At 71.8% G+C, this 19,423-nt stretch carries 12 protein-coding genes and 2 pseudogenes; 7 read left to right on the top strand and 7 right to left on the bottom strand.

Going from position 1 to position 19,423, the window contains the following annotated elements; all coding sequences use genetic code 11:
- From AOK18_RS18605 to AOK18_RS18590, 4 genes are all read right to left on the bottom strand, one after another.
- The coding region (locus AOK18_RS18605) for a beta-xylosidase/alpha-l-arabinosidase (RefSeq protein ID WP_099048909.1) at nt 1-2,373 on the bottom strand (2,373 nt) is incomplete at its 3' end.
- Nucleotides 2,370-3,188: a carbohydrate ABC transporter permease gene (locus AOK18_RS18600; protein ID WP_055572094.1), complete on the bottom strand. Its 819-nt coding sequence runs from the start codon at nt 3,186-3,188 to the stop codon at nt 2,370-2,372. The genes AOK18_RS18600 and AOK18_RS18605, both read right to left, overlap by 4 nt.
- On the bottom strand, nt 3,185-4,141 hold the full coding sequence (locus AOK18_RS18595) for a carbohydrate ABC transporter permease (protein ID WP_055572095.1): 957 nt from the start codon (nt 4,139-4,141) through the stop codon (nt 3,185-3,187). Before AOK18_RS18595 ends, AOK18_RS18600 begins: the two co-directional genes overlap by 4 nt.
- A gap of 10 nt (nt 4,142-4,151) precedes the next feature.
- The gene (locus AOK18_RS18590; RefSeq protein ID WP_055572096.1) at nt 4,152-5,456 is read right to left on the bottom strand and encodes an ABC transporter substrate-binding protein; all 1,305 of its coding nucleotides are present in this window, start codon (nt 5,454-5,456) and stop codon (nt 4,152-4,154) included.
- 138 nt (nt 5,457-5,594) lie between these two features.
- Between AOK18_RS18590 and AOK18_RS18585 the strand changes: the two genes are divergently transcribed.
- From AOK18_RS18585 to AOK18_RS18565, 5 genes are all read left to right on the top strand, one after another.
- Nucleotides 5,595-6,617: a LacI family DNA-binding transcriptional regulator gene (locus tag AOK18_RS18585; protein ID WP_175400261.1), complete on the top strand. Its 1,023-nt coding sequence runs from the start codon at nt 5,595-5,597 to the stop codon at nt 6,615-6,617.
- 668 nt (nt 6,618-7,285) lie between these two features.
- On the top strand, nt 7,286-7,540 hold the full coding sequence (locus AOK18_RS34455; protein ID WP_055572098.1) for a hypothetical protein: 255 nt from the start codon (nt 7,286-7,288) through the stop codon (nt 7,538-7,540).
- Nucleotides 7,537-8,559 carry a GNAT family N-acetyltransferase gene (locus AOK18_RS18575; protein WP_055695106.1) on the top strand — a complete coding sequence of 341 codons (1,023 nt, stop codon included), beginning with the start codon at nt 7,537-7,539 and terminating at the stop codon, nt 8,557-8,559. The genes AOK18_RS34455 and AOK18_RS18575 overlap by 4 nt, the downstream gene beginning before the upstream one ends.
- A gap of 192 nt (nt 8,560-8,751) precedes the next feature.
- The gene (locus tag AOK18_RS18570) at nt 8,752-9,522 is read left to right on the top strand and encodes a PIG-L deacetylase family protein (protein ID WP_055695105.1); all 771 of its coding nucleotides are present in this window, start codon (nt 8,752-8,754) and stop codon (nt 9,520-9,522) included.
- A gap of 236 nt (nt 9,523-9,758) precedes the next feature.
- Nucleotides 9,759-10,481, top strand: coding sequence for a VOC family protein (locus AOK18_RS18565; RefSeq protein ID WP_055695104.1), 723 nt, complete (start codon nt 9,759-9,761; stop codon nt 10,479-10,481).
- A 198-nt stretch (nt 10,482-10,679) separates the two neighbouring features.
- Here the strand turns inward: AOK18_RS18565 and AOK18_RS18560 are convergent, their stop codons facing one another.
- Nucleotides 10,680-12,446, bottom strand: coding sequence for a glycoside hydrolase family 35 protein (locus AOK18_RS18560; RefSeq protein WP_055695108.1), 1,767 nt, complete (start codon nt 12,444-12,446; stop codon nt 10,680-10,682).
- A 593-nt stretch (nt 12,447-13,039) separates the two neighbouring features.
- Between AOK18_RS18560 and AOK18_RS18555 the strand changes: the two genes are divergently transcribed.
- Together AOK18_RS18555 and AOK18_RS18550 are read left to right on the top strand one after the other, a co-directional pair.
- Nucleotides 13,040-15,019: an RICIN domain-containing protein gene (locus AOK18_RS18555; protein ID WP_055695103.1), complete on the top strand. Its 1,980-nt coding sequence runs from the start codon at nt 13,040-13,042 to the stop codon at nt 15,017-15,019.
- 297 nt (nt 15,020-15,316) lie between these two features.
- A complete protein-coding gene (locus tag AOK18_RS18550; protein WP_055695102.1) occupies nt 15,317-17,740 on the top strand; it encodes a family 20 glycosylhydrolase in 2,424 nt (807 codons plus the stop codon).
- A gap of 126 nt (nt 17,741-17,866) precedes the next feature.
- Here the strand turns inward: AOK18_RS18550 and AOK18_RS35420 are convergent.
- Nucleotides 17,867-18,142, bottom strand: a pseudogene (locus tag AOK18_RS35420) (DUF7507 domain-containing protein); the annotation flags it as partial.
- A gap of 81 nt (nt 18,143-18,223) precedes the next feature.
- A pseudogene (locus AOK18_RS18545) lies at nt 18,224-19,423 on the bottom strand (exo-alpha-sialidase); the annotation flags it as partial.

Below are 19,423 nucleotides of genomic sequence, written 5' to 3'. Positions count from 1 at the left end.
CGGGCCCGGTTCCTGGGTGAAGACCGCGTGGAGGCGGCGGGTGTGGTCCACCTGCCGCTGCGACCCGGTCAGGGTGACCGTCGCCGTCAGGCGCGTGTCGGTGCTCGACGCGGCGATGCGGAGTTCCAGTTCCCCGGGTTCGACGATCCGGTGGCCGTCGCGGCCGGTGAAGGAGGCCACGTCGGCGGGGACCGTGACGTGGACGCGGCGGGCCTCTCCCGGCTCCAGCTCCACCCGGGTGTAGCCGACGAGCCGCTGCACCGGCTGGACGACGGAGGCGACCGGGTCGTGGAGGTAGAGCTGGACGACTTCGGTGCCGGACCGCTCACCGGTGTTGCGGACGGTGAGGGAGAAGGTGAACTCGCCGTCCGTCGAAGCCTGTTCGGCGTCCACGGCGAGGTCGCTCCAGGCGAACGCCGTGTACGTCAGGCCGTGGCCGAAGCCGAAGGCCGGCGTCGGGTCGATGTTGGACACCTCGCTGAGCTGGGCGAGACGGGCGCCGAGGTAGGTGGTCGGCTGGGAGCCCGGTGCGCGGGGCACGCTGACCGGGAGCCGGCCGGAAGGGTTGGTGCGGCCGCTCAGCACCCCGGCGATCGCCTGGGTGCCGGCGACCCCGGGGAAGAAGGACTGCACGATCGCCGCGGACTCGGCGGCGGCGCGGCCGAGGGCGTAGGGCCGCCCGGCGAGCAGGACGGTCACCACCGGCGTGCCGGAGCCGAGCAGCGCGTCCAGCAGGTGCTGCTGGGCGCCGGGCAGGGCGAGGGACTCGGCGTCGCAGCCCTCTCCGCTGGTGCCGCGGCCGAACAGGCCCGCGCGGTCGCCGAGTACGGCGATGACGACGTCCGCGTCCCGTGCCGCGTCGACCGCTTCGCCGATGCCGGAGAGGTCTCCGTCGTCGACGCCGGTGCCGCGGGCGACGGTGATGTCCGCGTCGGGGAACTCCGCGGCCAGGGTGTCCCGCAGGGTGGGCAGGTCGATGCCGACCGGGACGTCGGGGTGCTGCACGCCCACGTGCTGGGGGAAGGAGTAGCAGCCCAGTACGGCGGTGCCCTCGGCCGCGTTGGGGCCGACCAGGGCGATGCGGCGGGGCCGGTCGAGCGGCAGGGTGCCGTCGTTGGCGAGCAGGACGACGGCCTTCTCGGCGATCTCGCGGGCCAGTTCCCGGTTCTCGGGCCGGTCCAGGTCGATCCTGCCGCGCAGGGCCTCCGGGTCGTCCAGGTCGACGCCCTCGAGTGCGGGCGGGACCGGGCTCCAGTCCGGGTCGAGCAGGCCGAGCGCCGCCTTCTGGCCGAGGACGCGGCGCAGGGCGCGGTCGATGACCGACTCCGGTACCCGGCCGTCGGCGACGGCCTCGGCGAGCGGTGCGCCGAACGTCTTGACGGTGGGCAGTTCGACGTCGACGCCGGCCTTCAGCGCGGCGCCCGCGGCCTCCGCCCAGTCGCCCGCGACGCCGTGCAGGATCTTGAGGAAGGCGATGCCGAAGTAGTCGGCGACGACGGTGCCGTCGAAGCCCCAGGTGTCGCGGAGCAGTCCGGTCAGCAGGCTCTCGTCGGCGGCGGCGGGGACGCCGTCGGTGTCCGTGTAGGAGTGCATCACGGAGCGGGCGCCGCCCTCGCGGATCGCCATCTCGAACGGCGGCAGCAGGACGTCGGCCCGTTCGCGGGGGCCCATGGGCGCGGGGGCGAGGTTGCGTCCGGCGCGGGAGGCCGAGTAGCCGACGAAGTGCTTGAGGGTGGCGACGATCCCGGCGGACTCCAGGCCCTGGACGTACGCGGTGCCGATGGTGCCGACGAGGTAGGGGTCCTCGCCGATGGTCTCCTCCACCCGGCCCCAGCGGGCGTCGCGCACCACGTCGAGGACGGGCGCGAGACCCTGGTGGACACCGACGGACCGCATGTCGCGGCCGATGGCGGCGGCCATCCGGCGCACCACGTCCGGGTCGAAGGTGGCGCCCCAGGACAGCGGGACGGGGTAGGCGGTGGCGCCCCAGGCGGCGAAGCCCGCCAGGCATTCCTCGTGTGCGACGGCGGGAATGCCGAAGCGGCCCGCCGAGGTGATGCGGGACTGGGTGCGCAGCAGGGAGAGCGCGCCGAGCGCCGGGTCGACGGGCGCGGTGCCGAAGGGTCGGGTCAACTGGCCCAGCCCGGCGGGAAGAAGCGCGTCGAGGTCGACGGCCTCCTCCATGTCGTGCTGGTGCGGGGCCACTTCGCCGCCGTTGGCGGACGCGCCGACCCACACGCCGTACAGCTGGGCGATCTTCTCGTCCAGGGTCATCGCCCCGATCAGCGCGTCGACCCTGGCGGTGACGGGGAGGTCGGGGTCGTTCCAGAGGGGGATTTCGGGGGTGGTCTCTACAGCCACGTCGGCAGTCACTTTCCTCCGACACCCATCAGACCCTGGACCAGGGCACGACGGGCGAACAGGTAGACGAGCAGGATGGGCACCATGGACAGCACCACGGCTCCCAGCAGACCGGGGATGTCGATACCGTGTTCGGTCTGGAAGTTGTACAGACCCAGGGTGACGACCTTGCTGGAGTCGGACTGGGTCAGGACGAGCGGGAACAGGAAGCCGTTCCACGCCTGGAGCGCGGAGAACACCACGATCGTGGACAGTCCGCCCCTCGACAGCGGCAGGACGAGCTGGAGGAACATGCGCCGCGGGGAGGCGCCGTCCATGGCCATGGCCTCGTACAGTTCCGGGGAGATGTCGCGCATCGCGCCGCTGAGGATCAGCGCCGACATCGGCAGGCAGAACGCGGCCGTGGGCAGGATGACACCCAGCAGGTTGTCGTACAGTCCGGCCTCGCTGATCAGGTAGAACATCGGCACGATGACGGCCTGGGCGGGGATGGCGAGTCCGAGCAGGAACAGCCGGAAGATCGCCGACGTGGTCCGGCCCCGGCTGCGGACGATCGCGTAGGCGAGCGGCGGGACCAGCAGCAGCACGATCCCGATCACGCAGCCGGTGACGACGAGCGTGTTGAAGAAGTACTGGCCGAAGCCCGAGTCGAAGGCGCCGGTGTAGTTGTCCAGGGTGAAGCTGTCCGGGATCGAGACCGGGCCGTTCTCGGCGTAGTCCTGGCGGGTGCGCAGGGTCGCGGCGAGCAGCACGTACAGCGGCAGGCCGACCAGGAAGAGCCAGACGAGGGAGCCGACGCCGGCCACGTAGTTCGGTCGGCGCCTCATGACACACCCTCCATGGAGCTGCGCATCTTGTCGTAGCCGGAGACCCGGACGACGATCAGCGAGATGACGGTGGCCGCGACGACCAGGACCAGGGCGATCGCGGAGCCGGTGCCGTAGTCGAAGCTCTTGAACGCCTTGTCGTACATGTAGTAGGCGCTGATGGTGGTGTCGGTGCCGGGGCCGCCCTGGGTCAGGATGAGGACCGTCTCGAAGGTGGTCAGACCGCCGACGATCATCAGGATCATCGAGGTGATCATCGAGTTGCGCAGCTGCGGCAGCGTGATGTGGAAGAACTGCCGGTAGCGGCCCGCCCCGTCGATCTCCGCGGCCTGGTAGAGCACCTGGGGGACGGCGCGGGCGGCGCCCTGGTAGATCAGCGTGTGGAACGGGGTGAACTGCCAGGTGCTGACGAACGCCAGCACCCCGATGGCGGTGGCCTGTTCACCGAACAGGTTGCCGTCGCCGAACAGCCAGGCGGCCTCGGCCGGGATGCCGAAGTTCGGGTCGAGCAGCGCCCGCCACAGCACGGAGACGGCCGTCGCGGACAGCAGCAGCGGGATGAAGTAGATGACGGACAGCACGGCCCGGTTGCGCTGGTGGCCGGCGGCCCAGACGCCGAGCAGGATGCTCAGCGGGGTCTGGAGGACCACGCCGAGCACGGTCAGCAGCAGGGTCAGCCAGATGCTGTTGAGCATCACCGGGTCGTCCATCAGGCGCGACCAGTTGTCCGTGCCGACGAACTCGGGCGAGCTGAGCCCGTCCCAGCTCATGAAGGACAGCACCGCCACCATGATCAGCGGGACGATCGCGAAGAGGGTGAAGAACACTGCGGCGGGCAGCGCCCAGGCGAAGCCGGGACGGCCCACCGTTGTCGCGGACGAGGCGGGCGGCCGCCGCCGGGCCCCCTTGAGGGGTCCGGCGGCCGGCCGGGCGCTCGTGATCTGTGTCGTCATGAGCCGTTCGTCACTCGGTCGGGAGGGCCTGCATGGCCTTGATGAAGCCGTCCGTGTCGAGCTGTCCGTTGAAGAACTGCTGGATGGCCTTGTGCATGTCCGAGCTGGCCTTCTGCGGGTACGCCTGGTCCCAGGACAGCTGGAACGACGGGGCGTCGGCGACCATGTCGTACTGGAAGCGCGAGTACTCGGCGTTGCCCGTGGTCTCGATGAACTCGTCGGTGTTGGTCGTGGTCGGCAGGTTGCCGATGTCCAGCTGCGCCTTGACGAAGTCGTCGGAGTACATGAGCTTCAGGAACTCGGCGACGGCCTCGGGGTGCTTCGTCTTCTTCATCACCGAGTAGTAGTTGTTCGTGTTGCCGGCGACGTTGGCCGGGTCGCCCTTGCCGCCCTCGACGGTCGGGAAGGCGGTGTAGCCGAGGTCCTTCTCGGCGAACGCCTTGTGGTCCGTGAGCTGCTGGGAGTAGTACCAGGAGCCCATCAGCTCGAAGCCGGCCTTGCCGGAGGACACCAGCTGGACCGAGCCGCCGTTGGTGTACTTGACGGAGTCGTAGTTCTTGCCGAAGGCGCCGGCGTCGACGAGCTCCCTGATCATGCCCAGGGCCTTCTTGCTGTCCGCGCTCTCCCAGGCGCTCTTGTCGCCGTCGACGGCCTTCTCGAACAGTCCGGGTCCGGCCACGCGGTCGAAGAGGTACTGGAACCACATCTGCGTCGGCCAGACGTCGCCGCCGCCGAGCGCGATCGGCGTCACGCCCTCGGCCTTGAGCTTTTCGACCGCGTCGAGCAGTTCGTCCCAGGTCTTCGGCGGCTTGACGCCCGCCTTGTCGAGGACCTTCTTGTTGTGGAAGAGCAGGACCGGCTGGGTGCCGCGCATCGGGATGCCGTACGGCTTGCCGTCGACGACGGCGTTGTTGAAGACGGACGGGAGGAACTTGTCCTCCAGGTCCGGGTCCTTCTTGATGAAGTCGTCGAGCGGCATCAGCAGGTCGGCCTTGACGAACGGCTTGATGCTGCCGCCGCCCCAGTTGAAGAAGACGTCGGGTGCCTGCGGGGTGCTGATGATCGTCTGAAGCTTCTTCTGGTAGTCCGCACCGGGGATGGTGTCGAGGACGACCTTGACGTCGGACGTCTTGTTGAACGTGTCGACGAGTTTCTTCTCGACCTTGTTGGTGGCGTCCCCGTAGACCAGGACATGGATCTTGCCGTCGTCCGCCGACGCCCCGCCGCCCCCGCCGCCGCAGGCCGAAAGGGTCAGTGCCAGGGTGAGCGTCGCACCACCGGCGACCAGTCTGGGCAAGCGCGCACGTATCTTCATCGTTCGCCTTTCGAAAGTTTCGGCATCATCGCCGAAAGTCCATGCCGTGGGACAGTAGGTCAGACGGAAGTTTCGGTCAACGGTCGAGTCGGCACTCACCCAAACCGTTACCGACACGCGGTGCCTTATCCTGCGGTTATGCACGATGAAGGTGAGACGAGCGGCAGAATCACCCTGGCCGCGGTGGCGAAAGAGGCCGGCGTTTCGATGCCGACAGTTTCGAAGGTCCTCAATGGCCGATCGGACGTCTCCCGCACGACCCGCGCCAAGGTGGAGCGGCTGCTGGACGTCCACGGTTACCGCCGCCGCGCCCAGTCGGTGTCCCGCTCCCCGCTCATCGAAATCGTCTTCCACGAGTTGGAGAGCGTCTGGGCGATGGAGCTGATCCGGGGCGTGGAAGGCGTCGCCAAGGAGAACCGCGCGACGGTGGCGCTCACCGAGAGCGGCACCCGGCACACCCCCGCCCCGGAGTGGCTCCCGGGCGTGCTGCAACGCAGGCCGCTCGGCGTCGTGCTGGTCTTCTCCGCTCTCCCGGAGGACATCAAACGCCAGCTCAGAGCGGCGGCCATCCCCCTCGTCGTCATCGACCCGGCGGGCGACCCCGCCCCCGACGTCCCCTCCGTCGGCTCCGCGAACTGGGCCGGCGGCCTCGCCGCCACCCGTCACCTCACCGACCTCGGTCACGAGCGGGTCGCGATCATCACCGGCCCCGAGGACATGCTCTGTTCGCTCGCCCGCCTCGACGGCTACCGCTCCGCCATGACGATGGCGGGCCTGGAGACCGGCCCGCGTCTGACGCGTTTCGGCGACTTCCACGTGCAGAGCGGCTTCGAGCACGCCATGGACCTGCTGAACGGCACCGACCGGCCGACGGCGATCTTCGCGGGCAGCGACCTCCAGGCACTCGGCGTCCTGGAGGCGGCCAGGATCAGAGGCCTGCGCGTGCCGGAGGACCTGTCGGTGGTGGGCTACGACGACGTACCACTGGCCCAGTGGTCGAGCCCGCCCCTCACCACGGTCCACCAGCCCCTGCGGCGCATGGCCGAGGAGGCCGCCCGCATGCTCCTCCGCCCGGACGCCCCCGGCACGGCGGCACAGCGCATCGAACTGGCGACCCACTTGGTGGTACGACAGAGCACGGCTCGGCTGCGGAAGGCCTGAGACAGGACCTACGGGCCCTTGGGCGCCCGGGCGTGGAGCTGCCGGGGCGCCGCCCCGGCCGGGCTCCTGCCGGGCCAGGTCGTCGTGCCGCTCGATGCGGTGGGCCCGCCGGCGCACGCTGTCCGTACGGCGCTCCCGGAGGGCTCCCGTCCGGGAGGCCATGCGGGCGGGGACCTCGTCCTGGCCGGGTTGGTACACGCCGTCGAAGCGCTCGGCCAGGATCCCGGACCCCCGGACGGGCCGGAGGCACTCGTCGAACAACGCGCTCGCCCGGCGGGACAGCGGCCAGGGCCGCTGCGGCGCGAGCCGGCTCTCCCGGCCCTCGGTCGGGCCGTCCGGCCGGTGCACGGTGCGCACCCCGTCCAGCAGTCGCGGCCGTCCCGTGACGTATGCGCCGGTACGGGCCCGGACGGAGAAGGCGGCCGGGCGGTGACGGGGGACGCGGCGCGGAAGCAGGCTGCGCCGACGCCCGGTTCACCGGACGCGGTGACGGTTTCCCGATTCGCCTCACCGAGGGTGACCGATTCACCCTACTGTGTGGAGCACTCCGGGCGGCACACAGGGTGACCGGCCTGGCACGAAGGGTGTGATGTGCGGGCATACGGCCGCGTCCCGGCCGCGCTGTCGCCGGTCCGTCCTCCGCGCAAGGGAACAGGGGGTGGTACGGCATGCCGGCACAACCGGGTACGGAGGTCCCCACGGGTGGTGAGGCGGACGGCACGGACGAGGTCGCGGAACTGTTCCGGGCCCCCGGCCGCCGGATCGAGGTGGCCCGGGAACGGACCGGGCCGAGCCGGCCGGCAGCAGACCGGCCGGCCCTCGTCCCCGAAAGCGGCGGTGCCGTCCCCGAGGAAGCGGTGCGCGTCTTCGCCGAGCGGGCGGCCGGCCGGACACCCGACTCGTCCACAGGAGGAATGTCATGAACCGCGACACGGCACCGGCCGCCACCGGGCGGCCGCCGGCCCGCCCGGCCACGCCCGCCGACGCCGGGGGCATCGTCCGGATGCGCTCCGAGCACGTCCTGCCCGAGCCCCTGAGCGAGGAGTGGGTCCGGCGGTGCACGGACGAGCTGGCACCGCGGCTGTCCGAGACGGGGGACGCGCGGGCCTTCGTCGTCGACGCCCCGGACGGCGGGCTCGCCGCCTGCGCCCTCGGCCTGGTCCACCCCGTCCTGCCGGCGCCGGCCTCCCCCCGGGGGCTGGCCGCCCGCGTGCAGATCGTCGCGACGCGCCCGGACCTCCGGCGGCGCGGCTACGCCCGGACGGTGGTGTCCGCGCTGCTCGACCATCTCTCCCTCGTCGAGCACATCACGCTCTTCGAGGTCCACGCCAGTGTGGAGGCGGCCCCCCTCTACCGCGAGCTGGGCTTCACGGGGAGTCCTGCCCTGATGCGGATGACGCGTCCGAGCGCGCCGGCCGCTGCGAGCGGGCCGGAGAGCGGCCCCGCCTGGCTCCCGCCGGAGCAGTACGCCGAGACGGTGCTCAAGGCCACCGCGTTCGCGTGCGTCTACTTCACCGACGAGGACGACCGACCGCTCCAGCTGCGCTCCGTCTACTCCCCCGGGCATCCGTGGCAGTTGGTGGGCGGAACAATGGATCCCGGAGAACGGCCCTGGGGGACGGCGGTGCGCGAGTGCCGGGAGGAGACCGGTCTGACGCCGGCCGGGCCGCCCCGGCTCCTGGGCACCGTGTACGGGCTGCCCGGCACCGAGTGGCCCTACAGCACGATCGGGATGATCTTCGACGGGGGCCGGCTCACCGCGGCGCGGATCCGCGGCATCGTCCTGAACCCGCAGGAGCACGACGAGGTCCGCGTCCTGCCGCTGGTCGAGTGGAAGGCGCTGATGCCGCCTCGTGACTTCGCGCGCCTGAGCGCGTTGGAGGAGGCCCGCCGCACCGGCGAGGCCGCTTACTTCGGCACCTGGGACTGGGGGAACGAATGAACGGCATCGTCCCGCCTCCGGAGATCGCGCCGCATGCGGAGCGGACAGCCGGCCGCCCTCTACGGTCCCGTCGGGCTTCCGTAGCGGTGAAGGCCGACCCCTGCCGGCCTTCCGCCCCTCATGTGAACCACCGCCCAGGTCCGATCCGCACCGTCACCCGAGTCCGATCCGACCAGCAGGAAGTCTGTAGTGATGCTGTCCTCTTCCTCGTCCCTGATGGCCGTGGCCGCGCATCCCGACGACGAGGCGTTGCTCTTCGGCGGCGTCCTCGCCCAGCACTCCGCCGGTGGCGCCCGCACCGCGGTCGTCACCGTCACCTGGGCCGCGGACAGCCGCCGCGCACCCGAACTGGCCGCAGCCCTGGACGAGCTGGGTGCGAGCCCGCCGCGCATGCTCGGCTACGCCGACGCCCGCGATCCGTCCTCCGCTCACGGCAGGCCCCGGCTCGTGGACGCGCCCCTCGATGAAGCCGTCGGCCACGTCGTCCGGCATGTGCGGCAGTTCCGACCCGACATCGTGGTCACCCACGACGCACTCGGTCAGCTGACCGGCCATCCGGACCACCGCCACACCCACCGGATCACCCTCCTCGCCTGCCAGGCCGCAGGACTCGCGCGCCTCTACCCGGAAGCCGGAGCCCCCTGCCAGCCCCGGGCCCTGTACGCGGCAACCCATCCCGAGAGCGGAGTCGACGAACTGGGAGCACTGCTGAGGAGCGTCGGCAAGAGCGTGCTCTGCGTCCCGGACGCATACGTGACCACGGTCGTGGACGTGAGCGAGTGGGCCGACGTGAAGTGGCGCGCGATCCTCGCCCACCAGGGCGAGGTCGCCCGCGAACGCTCCCTGCCCGGAATCCTCGCCCGCCTCCCCGAAAAAGCCCGCCGAAAGATCATTCGGACCGAGTACTTCACACGCCTGGAGCCCGGGCCCGTCCCGGGGGACCCGCATCACCTCACCATCTGACTCCGTCCTCCTCCTTGGCCCGTTCTTCCCGACCGAAGACACGGGACGACGGACGACAACCGAGACGAAGTCGGTGCCGTGAAGGGCGGTGGCGTTCCGTACGATCGTCGTCCTGTGGGGGCCGGGCTCCCCCGCGACGGAAACTCGGATGCGGGTGCCGCACGGCCACCCTAGGCTGCGCTCGCGGAAGGGCGAGGCGCCGTATCGGTCGTCAGTGGATCGGAGACACCCGGGGTATGACCAGTCACCTGTTCGCGATCTGCTTCAACGCGACCCGGCCCGCGGACCTGGCGCGGTTCTGGTCCGGTGTCCTGGGCTGGGAGTCGGCCGACGGTCCGGACGACGGCGTCGCGATCCTGCCTCCCGATGCCGCCGGGTTCCGCATCCGTTTCCTGCCGAGCCGGGAGCCGAAGACCGGTCGGAACCGGGCGCACTTCGACCTGACGAGCACCTCCCCGGAGGATCAGCGGCGGACGGTGGCCAGAGCACTGGAGCTCGGCGGGAGGCACATCGACGTGGGCCAGCTCCCGGAAGAGGGGCACGTGGTGCTCGCCGATCCGGACGGCAACGAGTTCTGCGTCATCGAGGCGGACAACAAGTTCCTCGCCGGCACCGGCTCCATCGGAGCGCTGGCCTGCGACGGTACGCAGGAGGTCGGGTACTTCTGGAGCGAGGCGCTGCGGTGGCCGCTGGTCTGGGACCAGGACCAGGAGACCGCGATCCAGTCACCGGACGGCGGTACGAAGATCACTTGGGGTGGTCCTCCGGTGGCGCCGAAGACGGGCGCGAACAGGCTGTCCTTCGAGCTGGCGCTCCCCACCGGCGCCGATCGGGCGGCGGAGATCGGCCGCCTGGTCTCCCTCGGCGCGACGCGCACCGACACCGGTGAGGGCGACGGCGGCCGGGTGCTGATGCTCGACCCTGACGGCAACGAGTTCGCCGTACGGAAGCCCCGGTAGCGGGGCTGTCGTCGGGCGGGCCGTGTTTCGCGGGTGTTCGCCCGCGACCCGCGCCACCCGGCGTCCTGGACCGGGCAAGGCCGTCGTCCTCGTGGGCGAACCGCGTATCCGCGGAGTGCGTGTCACGTTCATCGTCCGCGTCGGGGTGAGCCGGGGACGAGCCGGGGACGGCAGTGCCGTGCTTGCGTCCCTTGCCCGTCAGAAGGTTTCGACGTACTCCTCGGTCGGGCCGAGGTCGGGGCGGTCGAGGAGTTCCAGCCGGTCGCCGAGCCGTTCGAGTTCCAGCAGGGTGAGGGTGTTCTCGCCCGGTGCCAGCAGCGGCGCGGGCAGGTAGAGCGTCCGTTGGGGGCCGATTTCCCAGTAGCGGCCGAGCAGGGTGCCGTTGACCCACACGAAACCCTTGGCGAAGCCGGGGAGGGCGAGGAAGGTGTCGGCCGGTTCGGTGACCGTGAACCGGGCCGTGGCGAAACCGGCGGTGCCGTCCGGTGGCGCGGCAGAGACCGCGCGCGCCAGGTCTTCCTCGGTCCAGGTGTCGAGCGGCAGCCGGTGCATCGTCCAGCCGTGGACCAGTCGCCGGCCGATCGTGACTCCGCCGAGGATGCCCTTGTGCTCGCCGAGCCGGGGCCCGTAGTTCACCCGCCCCTGGTTCTCCACCAGCAGTTCCAGCCGGGCCGGTCCGCCGCGGCCCGGCAGGTCGAGGGAGCCGGTCTCCCGGTCGAGGATCCCGAGGGGGGCGCCGTCGAGGAAGACCTGGGCGCGGTCGCGCAGGCCGTGGACCGTGAGCGGGTGGACGCTGCCGGGCAGGTGCGGCTCGGCCCGGTGGAGGAGGAGGCCGGAGGCCTGCTCCAGTTCCTCGAAGCTCAGCGGGTGGGGGGATTCCACCGGGTCGGAGACCGCGCGGAGCGCCGGCAGCAGGGCGGCTCCGGCGGTGACGGGGACCGTGCGGGGGGACAGCAGGGGAGGGTCGGCGGGCAGCGGGCGCCGCGGTGTCCCGGCGACCGTGTGCAGCAGGTCCCGGAAGGCGTGGAACTTCGGGGTGAGCGCCCCGTGTTCGGCGATCGGCGCGTCGGAGTCGTAGCTGGTCACGGTCGGCTGGAGCGTGTCGCCGTCGTGGTTGGCTCCGGCCCACAGTCCGAAGTTCGTGCCGCCGTGGGCCATGTAGACGCTGACCGAGCCGTCGGCGCCGAGGATGTCGGAGAGGGTGCCGGCGGCGCTCTCCACCGACCGGACGTGGTGCTTCTCGCCCCAGTGGTCGAACCAGCCGTTCCAGAACTCGGCGCACAGGAAGGGTTCCCCGCGGCGGCGTGCCCGCAGCAGGCCGGCGGCCTCGTCCGCACGGGCGCCGAAGGTGGCGGCGGCGAGGTGGCCGGGCAGGCTGCCGCCGTCCTGCATCAGTTCGGTGGGCCCGTCGGCCGTGTAGAGCAGCTCGGTGATCCCGCGCGCGACGAGGGCGTCCCGCACGTGGCGGACGTAGGCGTGGTCGTCGCCGTAGCTGCCGTACTCGTTCTCGATCTGCACGGCGACCACCGGCCCGCCCCGGCCGGCCTGGAGGGCCGCGATGCGCGGGATCAGCTCGTCGAACCAGCGTCCGACCTCCGCGAGGTAGGGCGGGTGGGAGGAGCGCGGGCGCATGCCCGCTCTGCCCGTCAGCCAGACGGGCAGACCGCCGTTGTCCCACTCGGCGCAGATGTACGGCCCGGGGCGCACGATGGCGTCCAGGCCGGTCTCCCGGGCGGTGCGCAGGAAGCGTTCGAGGTCGTGTCCGGCGGTGAAGCGGAACAGGCCCGGGTGCGGCTCGTGGAAGTTCCACGGGACGTAGGTGTCCACCGTGTTGAGGCCCATGGCGGCGATCCGCTCCAGCCGGTCCGCCCACTGGGCGGGGTGGACGCGGAAGTAGTGCAGGCTCCCCGACAGGATCCGGTGCGGGCGCCCGGCGCGCAGCAGCCGCCCGTGCGGATGGGTCAGGAGGGGGCCCGGTGCGGTCTGCGGGAGTGCGGGCGGACCGGTGGGCGGGGGCGGCCCGTCGCCCGCCCGGCCGTCGGAGGGCGCGTCCTCCGGTGTCCGGCGGTCGCCCGCGCCGTCGCGAGGATCCTTTGATGTCAGCGATGCCACACGACTCCTTCCGCCGGACCCGCTCCGACACGTCCGGCGGGTACGCGAACCACGCCCGGGACGGGATCGGGACCACCGGGCGCAGGCTCCGGGGCACGACACGGTCGTCCCCCGAGCACGACGGTGGGAACTATGACAGATGTCGTGATCACTGCCAACGGTGCCGGGCGGGATCCCTGACGTCACCGCGCCGACCGCTCCCGGAGCGGTCGGCGGACCCGGCCCGCGGGAAGACCGGGCGGCACCCAGCCGCGCGAGGCCCGGTGACGCCCCGGCAGGCACGGTCCGGTACCAGGTATACGGCGCGCGCATCCTTGACGGTGCCCCTACAAGTCTCTACCGTCCTGGTGGTCGAGACATCAGACGTCTGTCGTCGCGCTCGGCCGGCACGTCCGAGCACCTCGCACCTCCCCGGTCCCGTCCGTCGACCCAGCAGGGAGCCATCCGTGCGCGTACGAAGACTCGTTCTGCTCCTGTCCGTCCTGTCCCTCCCCCTCACCTCCGGGGGGCTCACGCACCCCGCACAGGCCTCGGCACAGGACCAGTCCTTCCACGTGGACTGCGGTGCCGCCGCCGGCGGTGACGGCAGCCAGGCCAGGCCCTGGAACACCCTGGCAACGGTCAACGCCCGTACCTTCCGGCCCGGTGACGCGATCCTGCTCCGGCGCGGTTCCACCTGTACCGGGCAGCAGCTCTTCCCCAAGGGGTCCGGCTCCCCGGGAAGCCCGATCAGGATCGGCGCCTACGGCTCCGGGGCCAAGCCGAAGCTGGCCGGCGCCGGGCAGGTGACGGACGTGGTACGGCTCGCGGACCAGGAGTACTGGGAGATCGCCGACCTCGACATCTCCAACAAGGGGGACGCCGCGGCGACCCGGCGCGGCGTCCACATCACCCGCACCGACTCGGGAACGGGCAGGTACTACCGGATCAGCGGGCTGGACGTGCACGACGTCAACGGCAACCAGACCAAGAAGGACGACGACGCCAGCGCGGGCATCTTCTTCGAGGTCCTCGGCCACACGACACCGACCCGGTTCGACGACGTGGTCGTCGAGAACAACACGGTGCGGACCGTCGACCGCTACGGCATCCACTTCTGGACGCGCTGGATGCGGCGCCCGGAGCTGAACAACCCCAACTGCGGCACCACCTGCGGGTCCTGGACGCCGCAGACCCGGGTCGTCGTCCGCGGCAACACGGTGACCGACATCGGCGGCGACGCGATCGTGCCGCACCACACCGAGGGCGCGCTCGTCGAGCACAACACGGTCGACGGTTTCCGCGAACGCGAACCGGCCCACTGCGCGGCCGGCATCTGGGGCTGGAACACCAACCGCGCGCTGTACCAGTACAACGAGGTCAGCGGCGGCAAGAGCGAGTGCGACGGTCAGGGCCTGGACATCGACGAGGCCAACATCGGCACCGTCTACCAGTACAACTACAGCCACGACAACGAGGGCGGCTTCATCCTCCTGTGCAACGGCTCCGGCTCCACCACCGCCGACAACGTCGTGCGCTACAACATCAGCCAGAACGACGGCGGTCAGCTCTTCGACATGGTCTGCGCGAAGACGTCCAACACGCAGATCCACAACAACACCTTCTACCTCTCCCGTCCGGTGGACATCATCAACAACGCCAACGGATCGGGGGCCGCGAACGCGGTCTTCAGCAACAACGTCTTCCACGTGGCCACGTCCGAGGCCGCGTACGTCAACGCGGGCAGCCTGGTCTTCGACTCGAACGTCTTCCACGGCAACCACCCGGCCGGTGAACCGGCCGATCCGCACAAGGTGACCGCCGATCCGAAGCTCGCCGCACCGGGCACCGCGACCTCGCGCACCGACGCGGACGGCTACCGGCTCCAGGCCGGTTCGTCCGCGCTCGCCAACGGCCGGGCCCTGGCGTCGCCCGGCGGCCGCGACTACTTCGGCAACCCGGTCACGGCCGGTTGCGTCCCCGACCGCGGCGCCCACCAGGCGACGACGGCCTGCACCGCCCCCACGGGGCCGGCGAACGGGGTGCACCAGATCTCCGCGGGCGGCCAGGCCATCGACGTACCGGCCAACTCCACCACCCGGGGAACCCAGTTGCACGGCTGGAAGTGGCACGGCGGCAAGAACCAGCAGTGGACGGTCACCCGCAACACGGACGGCACCCACACCCTGCGGAACGTGCACTCGGGCCTGTGCGCGGACGTCCGCGACAACTCCCGGCAGGCGGGGGCCGCCATCGTCCAGTGGCCGTGCAGCGGCGAGGCGAACCAGCGCTGGACCGCCACGTGGAGGAACGGCGGCTACACCCTGGCCGCCAAGTCCAGCGGCCTCCTGCTGACCCTGGCGTCGGGTGCCGACGGAGGGCTGATCTCCCAGCAGCCGGCCGGCGCCGCCGCGCTCCAGACATGGACCTTCGTCCCGCAGTCCTGAGTCCGGCGGGGGCCCGGCCTCGAGCGTCCCGGCCCCGGACCCGTCCGGCTCCGGACCGCAGTCCACGTCAGCGCGGTCGGGCCGCCGTCCGGGTCCGGCCCACGGGCCGGACCGCGAGGAGCGGGGCGGGCCCCGCCCGGTGCCGAACGGCCACCGGTGACGCCGCGGGCCGGAGCCGGTCTCCCGGCCCGGCACCCGACCCGGCGGGCGTGCACGCCCCGGGCCGTCCCGAGCGCGATCCCCTCGTGAAACGCCCCACGTCCTCCCGACGGACCGAACCTGAGGTGAGTCATCCGCATGAGACGAACGATCGGTCCTCTTCTGGCACTCCCCCTGCTGGCCGCGGGGCTGCTCCCCCTCGGTGCCGGGGGTGCCGCCCTCGCGGGCGGCACGGTCGCCGGCAACGCCGCCCCGGCCGTGTACCCCGCCCTGCGCGAATGGCAGGGCGGCGAAGGCGTGTTCCGCCTGGAGCCCACCTCGCGCATCGTCCTCGAATCCGCCGGAGCCGCCGCTCTCGGTGACACCGCCCGCACGTTCGCCGCCGATCTCGCCACCCTCACCGGACGCACTCTCCCCGTGGTCACCTCAGGCGCCGCCCGGGCCGGCGACATCACCCTGAGCGCCGGCAGCACCGACACCGGGCTCGGGTCCCAGGGGTACGCCCTGGACATCGGCGAGACGCTGGCCGTGGAAGCCACCGACGACACCGGGGTGTTCCACGCCACCCAGACGATCGAGCAGGCCCTCAAGCTCGACGAGCACCGCGCCTCGGTCCCCCGCGGCACCGCCCGTGACCGGCCGGCCGTCGAGCAGCGTGCCCAGATGCTCGACGTCGGCCGCACGTTCTTCCCGCTGGACGAACTCAAGGCGCAGATCCGGGAGATGGCCTGGCGGAAACTCACCACGTTCCACCTGCACCTCACCGACTGGAACGGCTTCCGCGTCCGGCTCGACGAGTTCCCCGGCCTCGCCTCGGACGACGCCTACTCCCCCGCCGAACTGCGGGACCTGCAGGACTACGCCCGCAAGTACCACGTCGACGTCGTGCCGGAGATCGACCTGCCCGGCCACGCCACCGCCGTCACCGCGTACGATCCGGCGCTGCGCTTCGCCTGTCCCTCGATGGACTACGCCACCTGGCCCGGCGGCGAGCGCGGAGGCTGGACCCTGGACGTCACCAAGAAGTACACCCGCGACTTCGTGCACGACCTCATGGAGGCCGTCATCCCCCTGTTCGACAGCGAGTACGTCCATGTCGGCGGTGACGAGATCGGCCTGGACGACCGGAAGAACGCCTGCCCGGAACTGGTCGCCCACCAAAAGGAGCGCGGCTTCGCGTACGCGGGGGACGTCTTCGTCGACCACCTCAACGCCGTGAACCGGCAGGTCCGTTCGCACGGCAAGACCACGCAGGCGTGGCAGTGGTGGGACCAGTACGGGCAGAAGTCCTCGATCGAGCCCGACCGGACGATCGTCTTCGACGACTACATCGACCGTGATCCGACACCGCTGGTGTCCAAGGGCTACACCGTGGTCGCCGCCCCGGAAGCCGTGCTGTACGTGAGTGCCGGCCTGGGGCAGAGGCTCGGCCAGTACGGCTACGTGGACATCCGCGACGTGTACGAGGACTACGCCTTCCCCACGCCGGAGCAGGGGGGCGGGCGCGTCCTCGGCTACAAGGTGGCCCGCTGGGGCGACCGGGCCGAGGCGCGGGGCACCGCCTTCCTCGACCACTTCGCGCGCCGGCCCCTGCAGGTGATGGCCGAACGCACCTGGGGGTCGCCGCGGTCCTCCTCCGTGGAGGCGTTCCTCGCGCGGGTGGACGCCGTCGGCGGTCCGCCCGGCTCCCCCGCAGGCCATCTCACCGCCCTGCCCAAGGCGGGCATGACCGCCACCGCCGACAGCCAGGAAACGGCCGGGGAGAACGGGCGCGCCCCGCACGTCGTCGACGACGACCCCCACACCGCCTGGCACACCGCCTACACGCCCGCCACGACACCGCTGCCGCACCACCTCACCCTCGACCTGGGCGGACAACGGCGGCTCGCCGGGTTCCGCTACCTGCCCCGGCAGGACGCCGCGGCCAACGGCCGTGTCGGTGACTGGACCTTCGCCGTCAGTTCCGACGGCTCCTCCTGGCGCACGGTCGCCCGGGGCGCGTTCGCCGACGACCAGGTGGAGAAGGAGGTCGTCTTCCCGGAGACCGCCGCGCGTCACGTCCGGCTCACCGCCACCTCCGCCGCGAACGGCCTCACCCACGCGGGCGCCGCCGAGCTCACCCTGCTGCGGCCCGCTTCCGCGGTCGAGCCGGGCAGTACGTTCCAGATGCTCAACGCCGGGTCCGGCAAGGCCGTCGACGTTCCCGCCTCGAGCACGGCACCCGGTACGCGGCTGGAGACCTGGGCGCCGCACGGCGGGGGCAACCAGCGCTTCACCGCGGAGGTCCGTCCCGACGGCAGCCACACGATCAGGAACACGAGGAACGGGCTGTGCCTCGATCTGCGCGCAGGGGCGTCCGCCGCGGGCACCGAGGTCATCCAGTGGACCTGTACCGGCGGCGACAACCAGCGCTGGTCCGTCACCGCCGCGGCGGACGGCGGCTTCACCGTGAAGTCGGGGAAGAGCGGGCTGGTCCTCACCGCGGTCGGCACGGCCGACGGCACACCGCTCACCCAGCAGGCGGACACCGGCGCGGCCGACCGGCGCTGGTCGTTCGGCTGACCCCACGGCACCACGGCGTCGCACGGGGCCGCGGCGGTCCTCCCGGGGGAGGGCCGCCGCGGCCCCGGCGTGCGGGAACCGTCCGCCACCTGTCCGGTGGTCCGGCCGGTTCCCGGGGGCGGTGCGTCAGTGGAGCTCGGTGCGGTCCCCGCGGGCGGGGGCGGACGTCCGCGACCCGTCCGGTGCGGTGCCGGACACCGTCAGTTCCGGTGCGAAGCCCTGGTCGAGGTCGGCCCGGGTGACGGTCCGCGTGCCGCCCTTGCAGACGTACTCGGCGCCGGGTGCGAGCGTGGCGCGTGCGCACGCCGCCAGGTTGCCCAGGTTTCCGCCCAGTTCCACCTGGGTCAGGGTGGTGTTCCCGGGGTTGGACACGCGGATCCAGTAGACCATCGTGTCACCGAGCGGGCCGGCCTCCCCCGCCGCCTGCAGGTGGTCCAGGACGGGCAGGGCGGAGATCCGGGGCGCCGCGGGGGCGCCGGCCGCCGGTGTGACGGTTGCGGTCCCGGTGCCGTAGGAGTGGGCGTCGCGGACCGAGTAGACGCCCTTGACCTGCTGCGTTCCGGTGGCGGTCGGGGGCACGTCGACCGGCACCCTCACGGTGGCGCCCTGGCCCGGGTTCAGGGCCGGTACGGCCACGGAGGTGCTGTTCCACCCCGCGGGCAGGTCGAGGTCCACGCTGCCGGCGGGCAGGGGGCGGTCGTTCTGGTTGACCACCCGGACGTCGAACGAGGCCCGCTCGCCCGCCCTCACCTGCGTCGGCGCGGTGACCGTGACCGGGGCGCAGACACCGCCGAGCCACTTCAGGTCGAAGGAGGAGTAGGACATGTGCTGGTAGCCCTCACGCTCCCAGAGCATGCCGACCCGGGGGTTGGATCCCGTGCCGTCCGACAGCGGGGTGAGCGTGGAGTACGCGGACGCGCCCGTGTTGACGACCTTGCGGACGGGCCAGGTCCTCCCGTCGTCGCAGGACATCTTCACGGTGAGGTTGCGCCGGATGCCGGTGTCCTCGGTGTTGCTGAACAGCAGCCACTTCGCGCGGGGGTGGTCGGCCGGGACGTCCGGTGCGAAGCGCGTGATCGATCCGTTGTTCGCCGGGTCGGGGAGCGCGGTGTCCCGCTGGAAGGGGGTGTAGGTGACGCCGCCGTCGGAGGAGTGGGCGATCGTGCGGTAGGGCGCGGAGCGGTTGTTGAGCAGGATGCGGCCGTCGGAGAGTTCGACGGTCTTGTTCTCGTCCCCGCCGCCGGCCGTCGGCGTGCCGGCCTTCCAGGTCGCGCCGTGGTCGTCGCTGTACACGCTCACCACGCGGTTCGCGCCGTCCGCGCGGACCGCGTACTGCTGGATCAGCCGTCCCTTGTGGGGGCCCTGCCGCAGTTGGATGCCCTCGCCGGAGGCGGCGAACATGCCGGCCCAGGCCGGGTTCTTGACCTCGGCGGTGATCCGCTCGTGCTTCCAGGTCAGGCCGTCGTCGTCGGAGTAGCTGTAGTCGGCCTGCTGGATGTCGGGATCGCTCTCGTCGTTGCCCGTCTCCGAGCCCGCGAAGCCCCGGTTGACGGTGGACGAGTAGAAGACGAAGATCCGGCCCGTTTCGCGGTCGACGAGGAGGCTGGGGTCGCCGTTGCCGTGGGGCGCCGGCTCGCTGCGGACGGTCTGCTGCGTCTGCCAGGTGGCGCCGCCGTCCGTGCT

Source organism: Streptomyces prasinopilosus, from assembly GCF_001419695.1.
In the GTDB taxonomy this organism is placed as follows: Bacteria; Actinomycetota; Actinomycetes; order Streptomycetales; family Streptomycetaceae; genus Streptomyces; species Streptomyces prasinopilosus.
Note: the sequence above shows the minus strand (reverse complement) of the source record. Positions and strands in the feature narration are given on the sequence as shown.

Excerpts from the sequence above, each read along its gene's own strand:
- AOK18_RS18600 (WP_055572094.1), bottom strand. The coding sequence starts at position 3,188 with ATGAGGCGCCGACCGAACTACGTGGCCGGCGTCGGCTCCCTCGTCTGG.
- AOK18_RS18595 (WP_055572095.1), bottom strand. The coding sequence starts at position 4,141 with ATGACGACACAGATCACGAGCGCCCGGCCGGCCGCCGGACCCCTCAAG.
- AOK18_RS18590 (WP_055572096.1), bottom strand. The coding sequence starts at position 5,456 with ATGAAGATACGTGCGCGCTTGCCCAGACTGGTCGCCGGTGGTGCGACG.
- AOK18_RS18585 (WP_175400261.1), top strand. The coding sequence starts at position 5,595 with ATGCACGATGAAGGTGAGACGAGCGGCAGAATCACCCTGGCCGCGGTG.
- AOK18_RS34455 (WP_055572098.1), top strand. The coding sequence starts at position 7,286 with ATGCCGGCACAACCGGGTACGGAGGTCCCCACGGGTGGTGAGGCGGAC.
- AOK18_RS18575 (WP_055695106.1), top strand. The coding sequence starts at position 7,537 with ATGAACCGCGACACGGCACCGGCCGCCACCGGGCGGCCGCCGGCCCGC.
- AOK18_RS18570 (WP_055695105.1), top strand. The coding sequence starts at position 8,752 with ATGCTGTCCTCTTCCTCGTCCCTGATGGCCGTGGCCGCGCATCCCGAC.
- AOK18_RS18565 (WP_055695104.1), top strand. The coding sequence starts at position 9,759 with ATGACCAGTCACCTGTTCGCGATCTGCTTCAACGCGACCCGGCCCGCG.
- AOK18_RS18550 (WP_055695102.1), top strand. The coding sequence starts at position 15,317 with ATGAGACGAACGATCGGTCCTCTTCTGGCACTCCCCCTGCTGGCCGCG.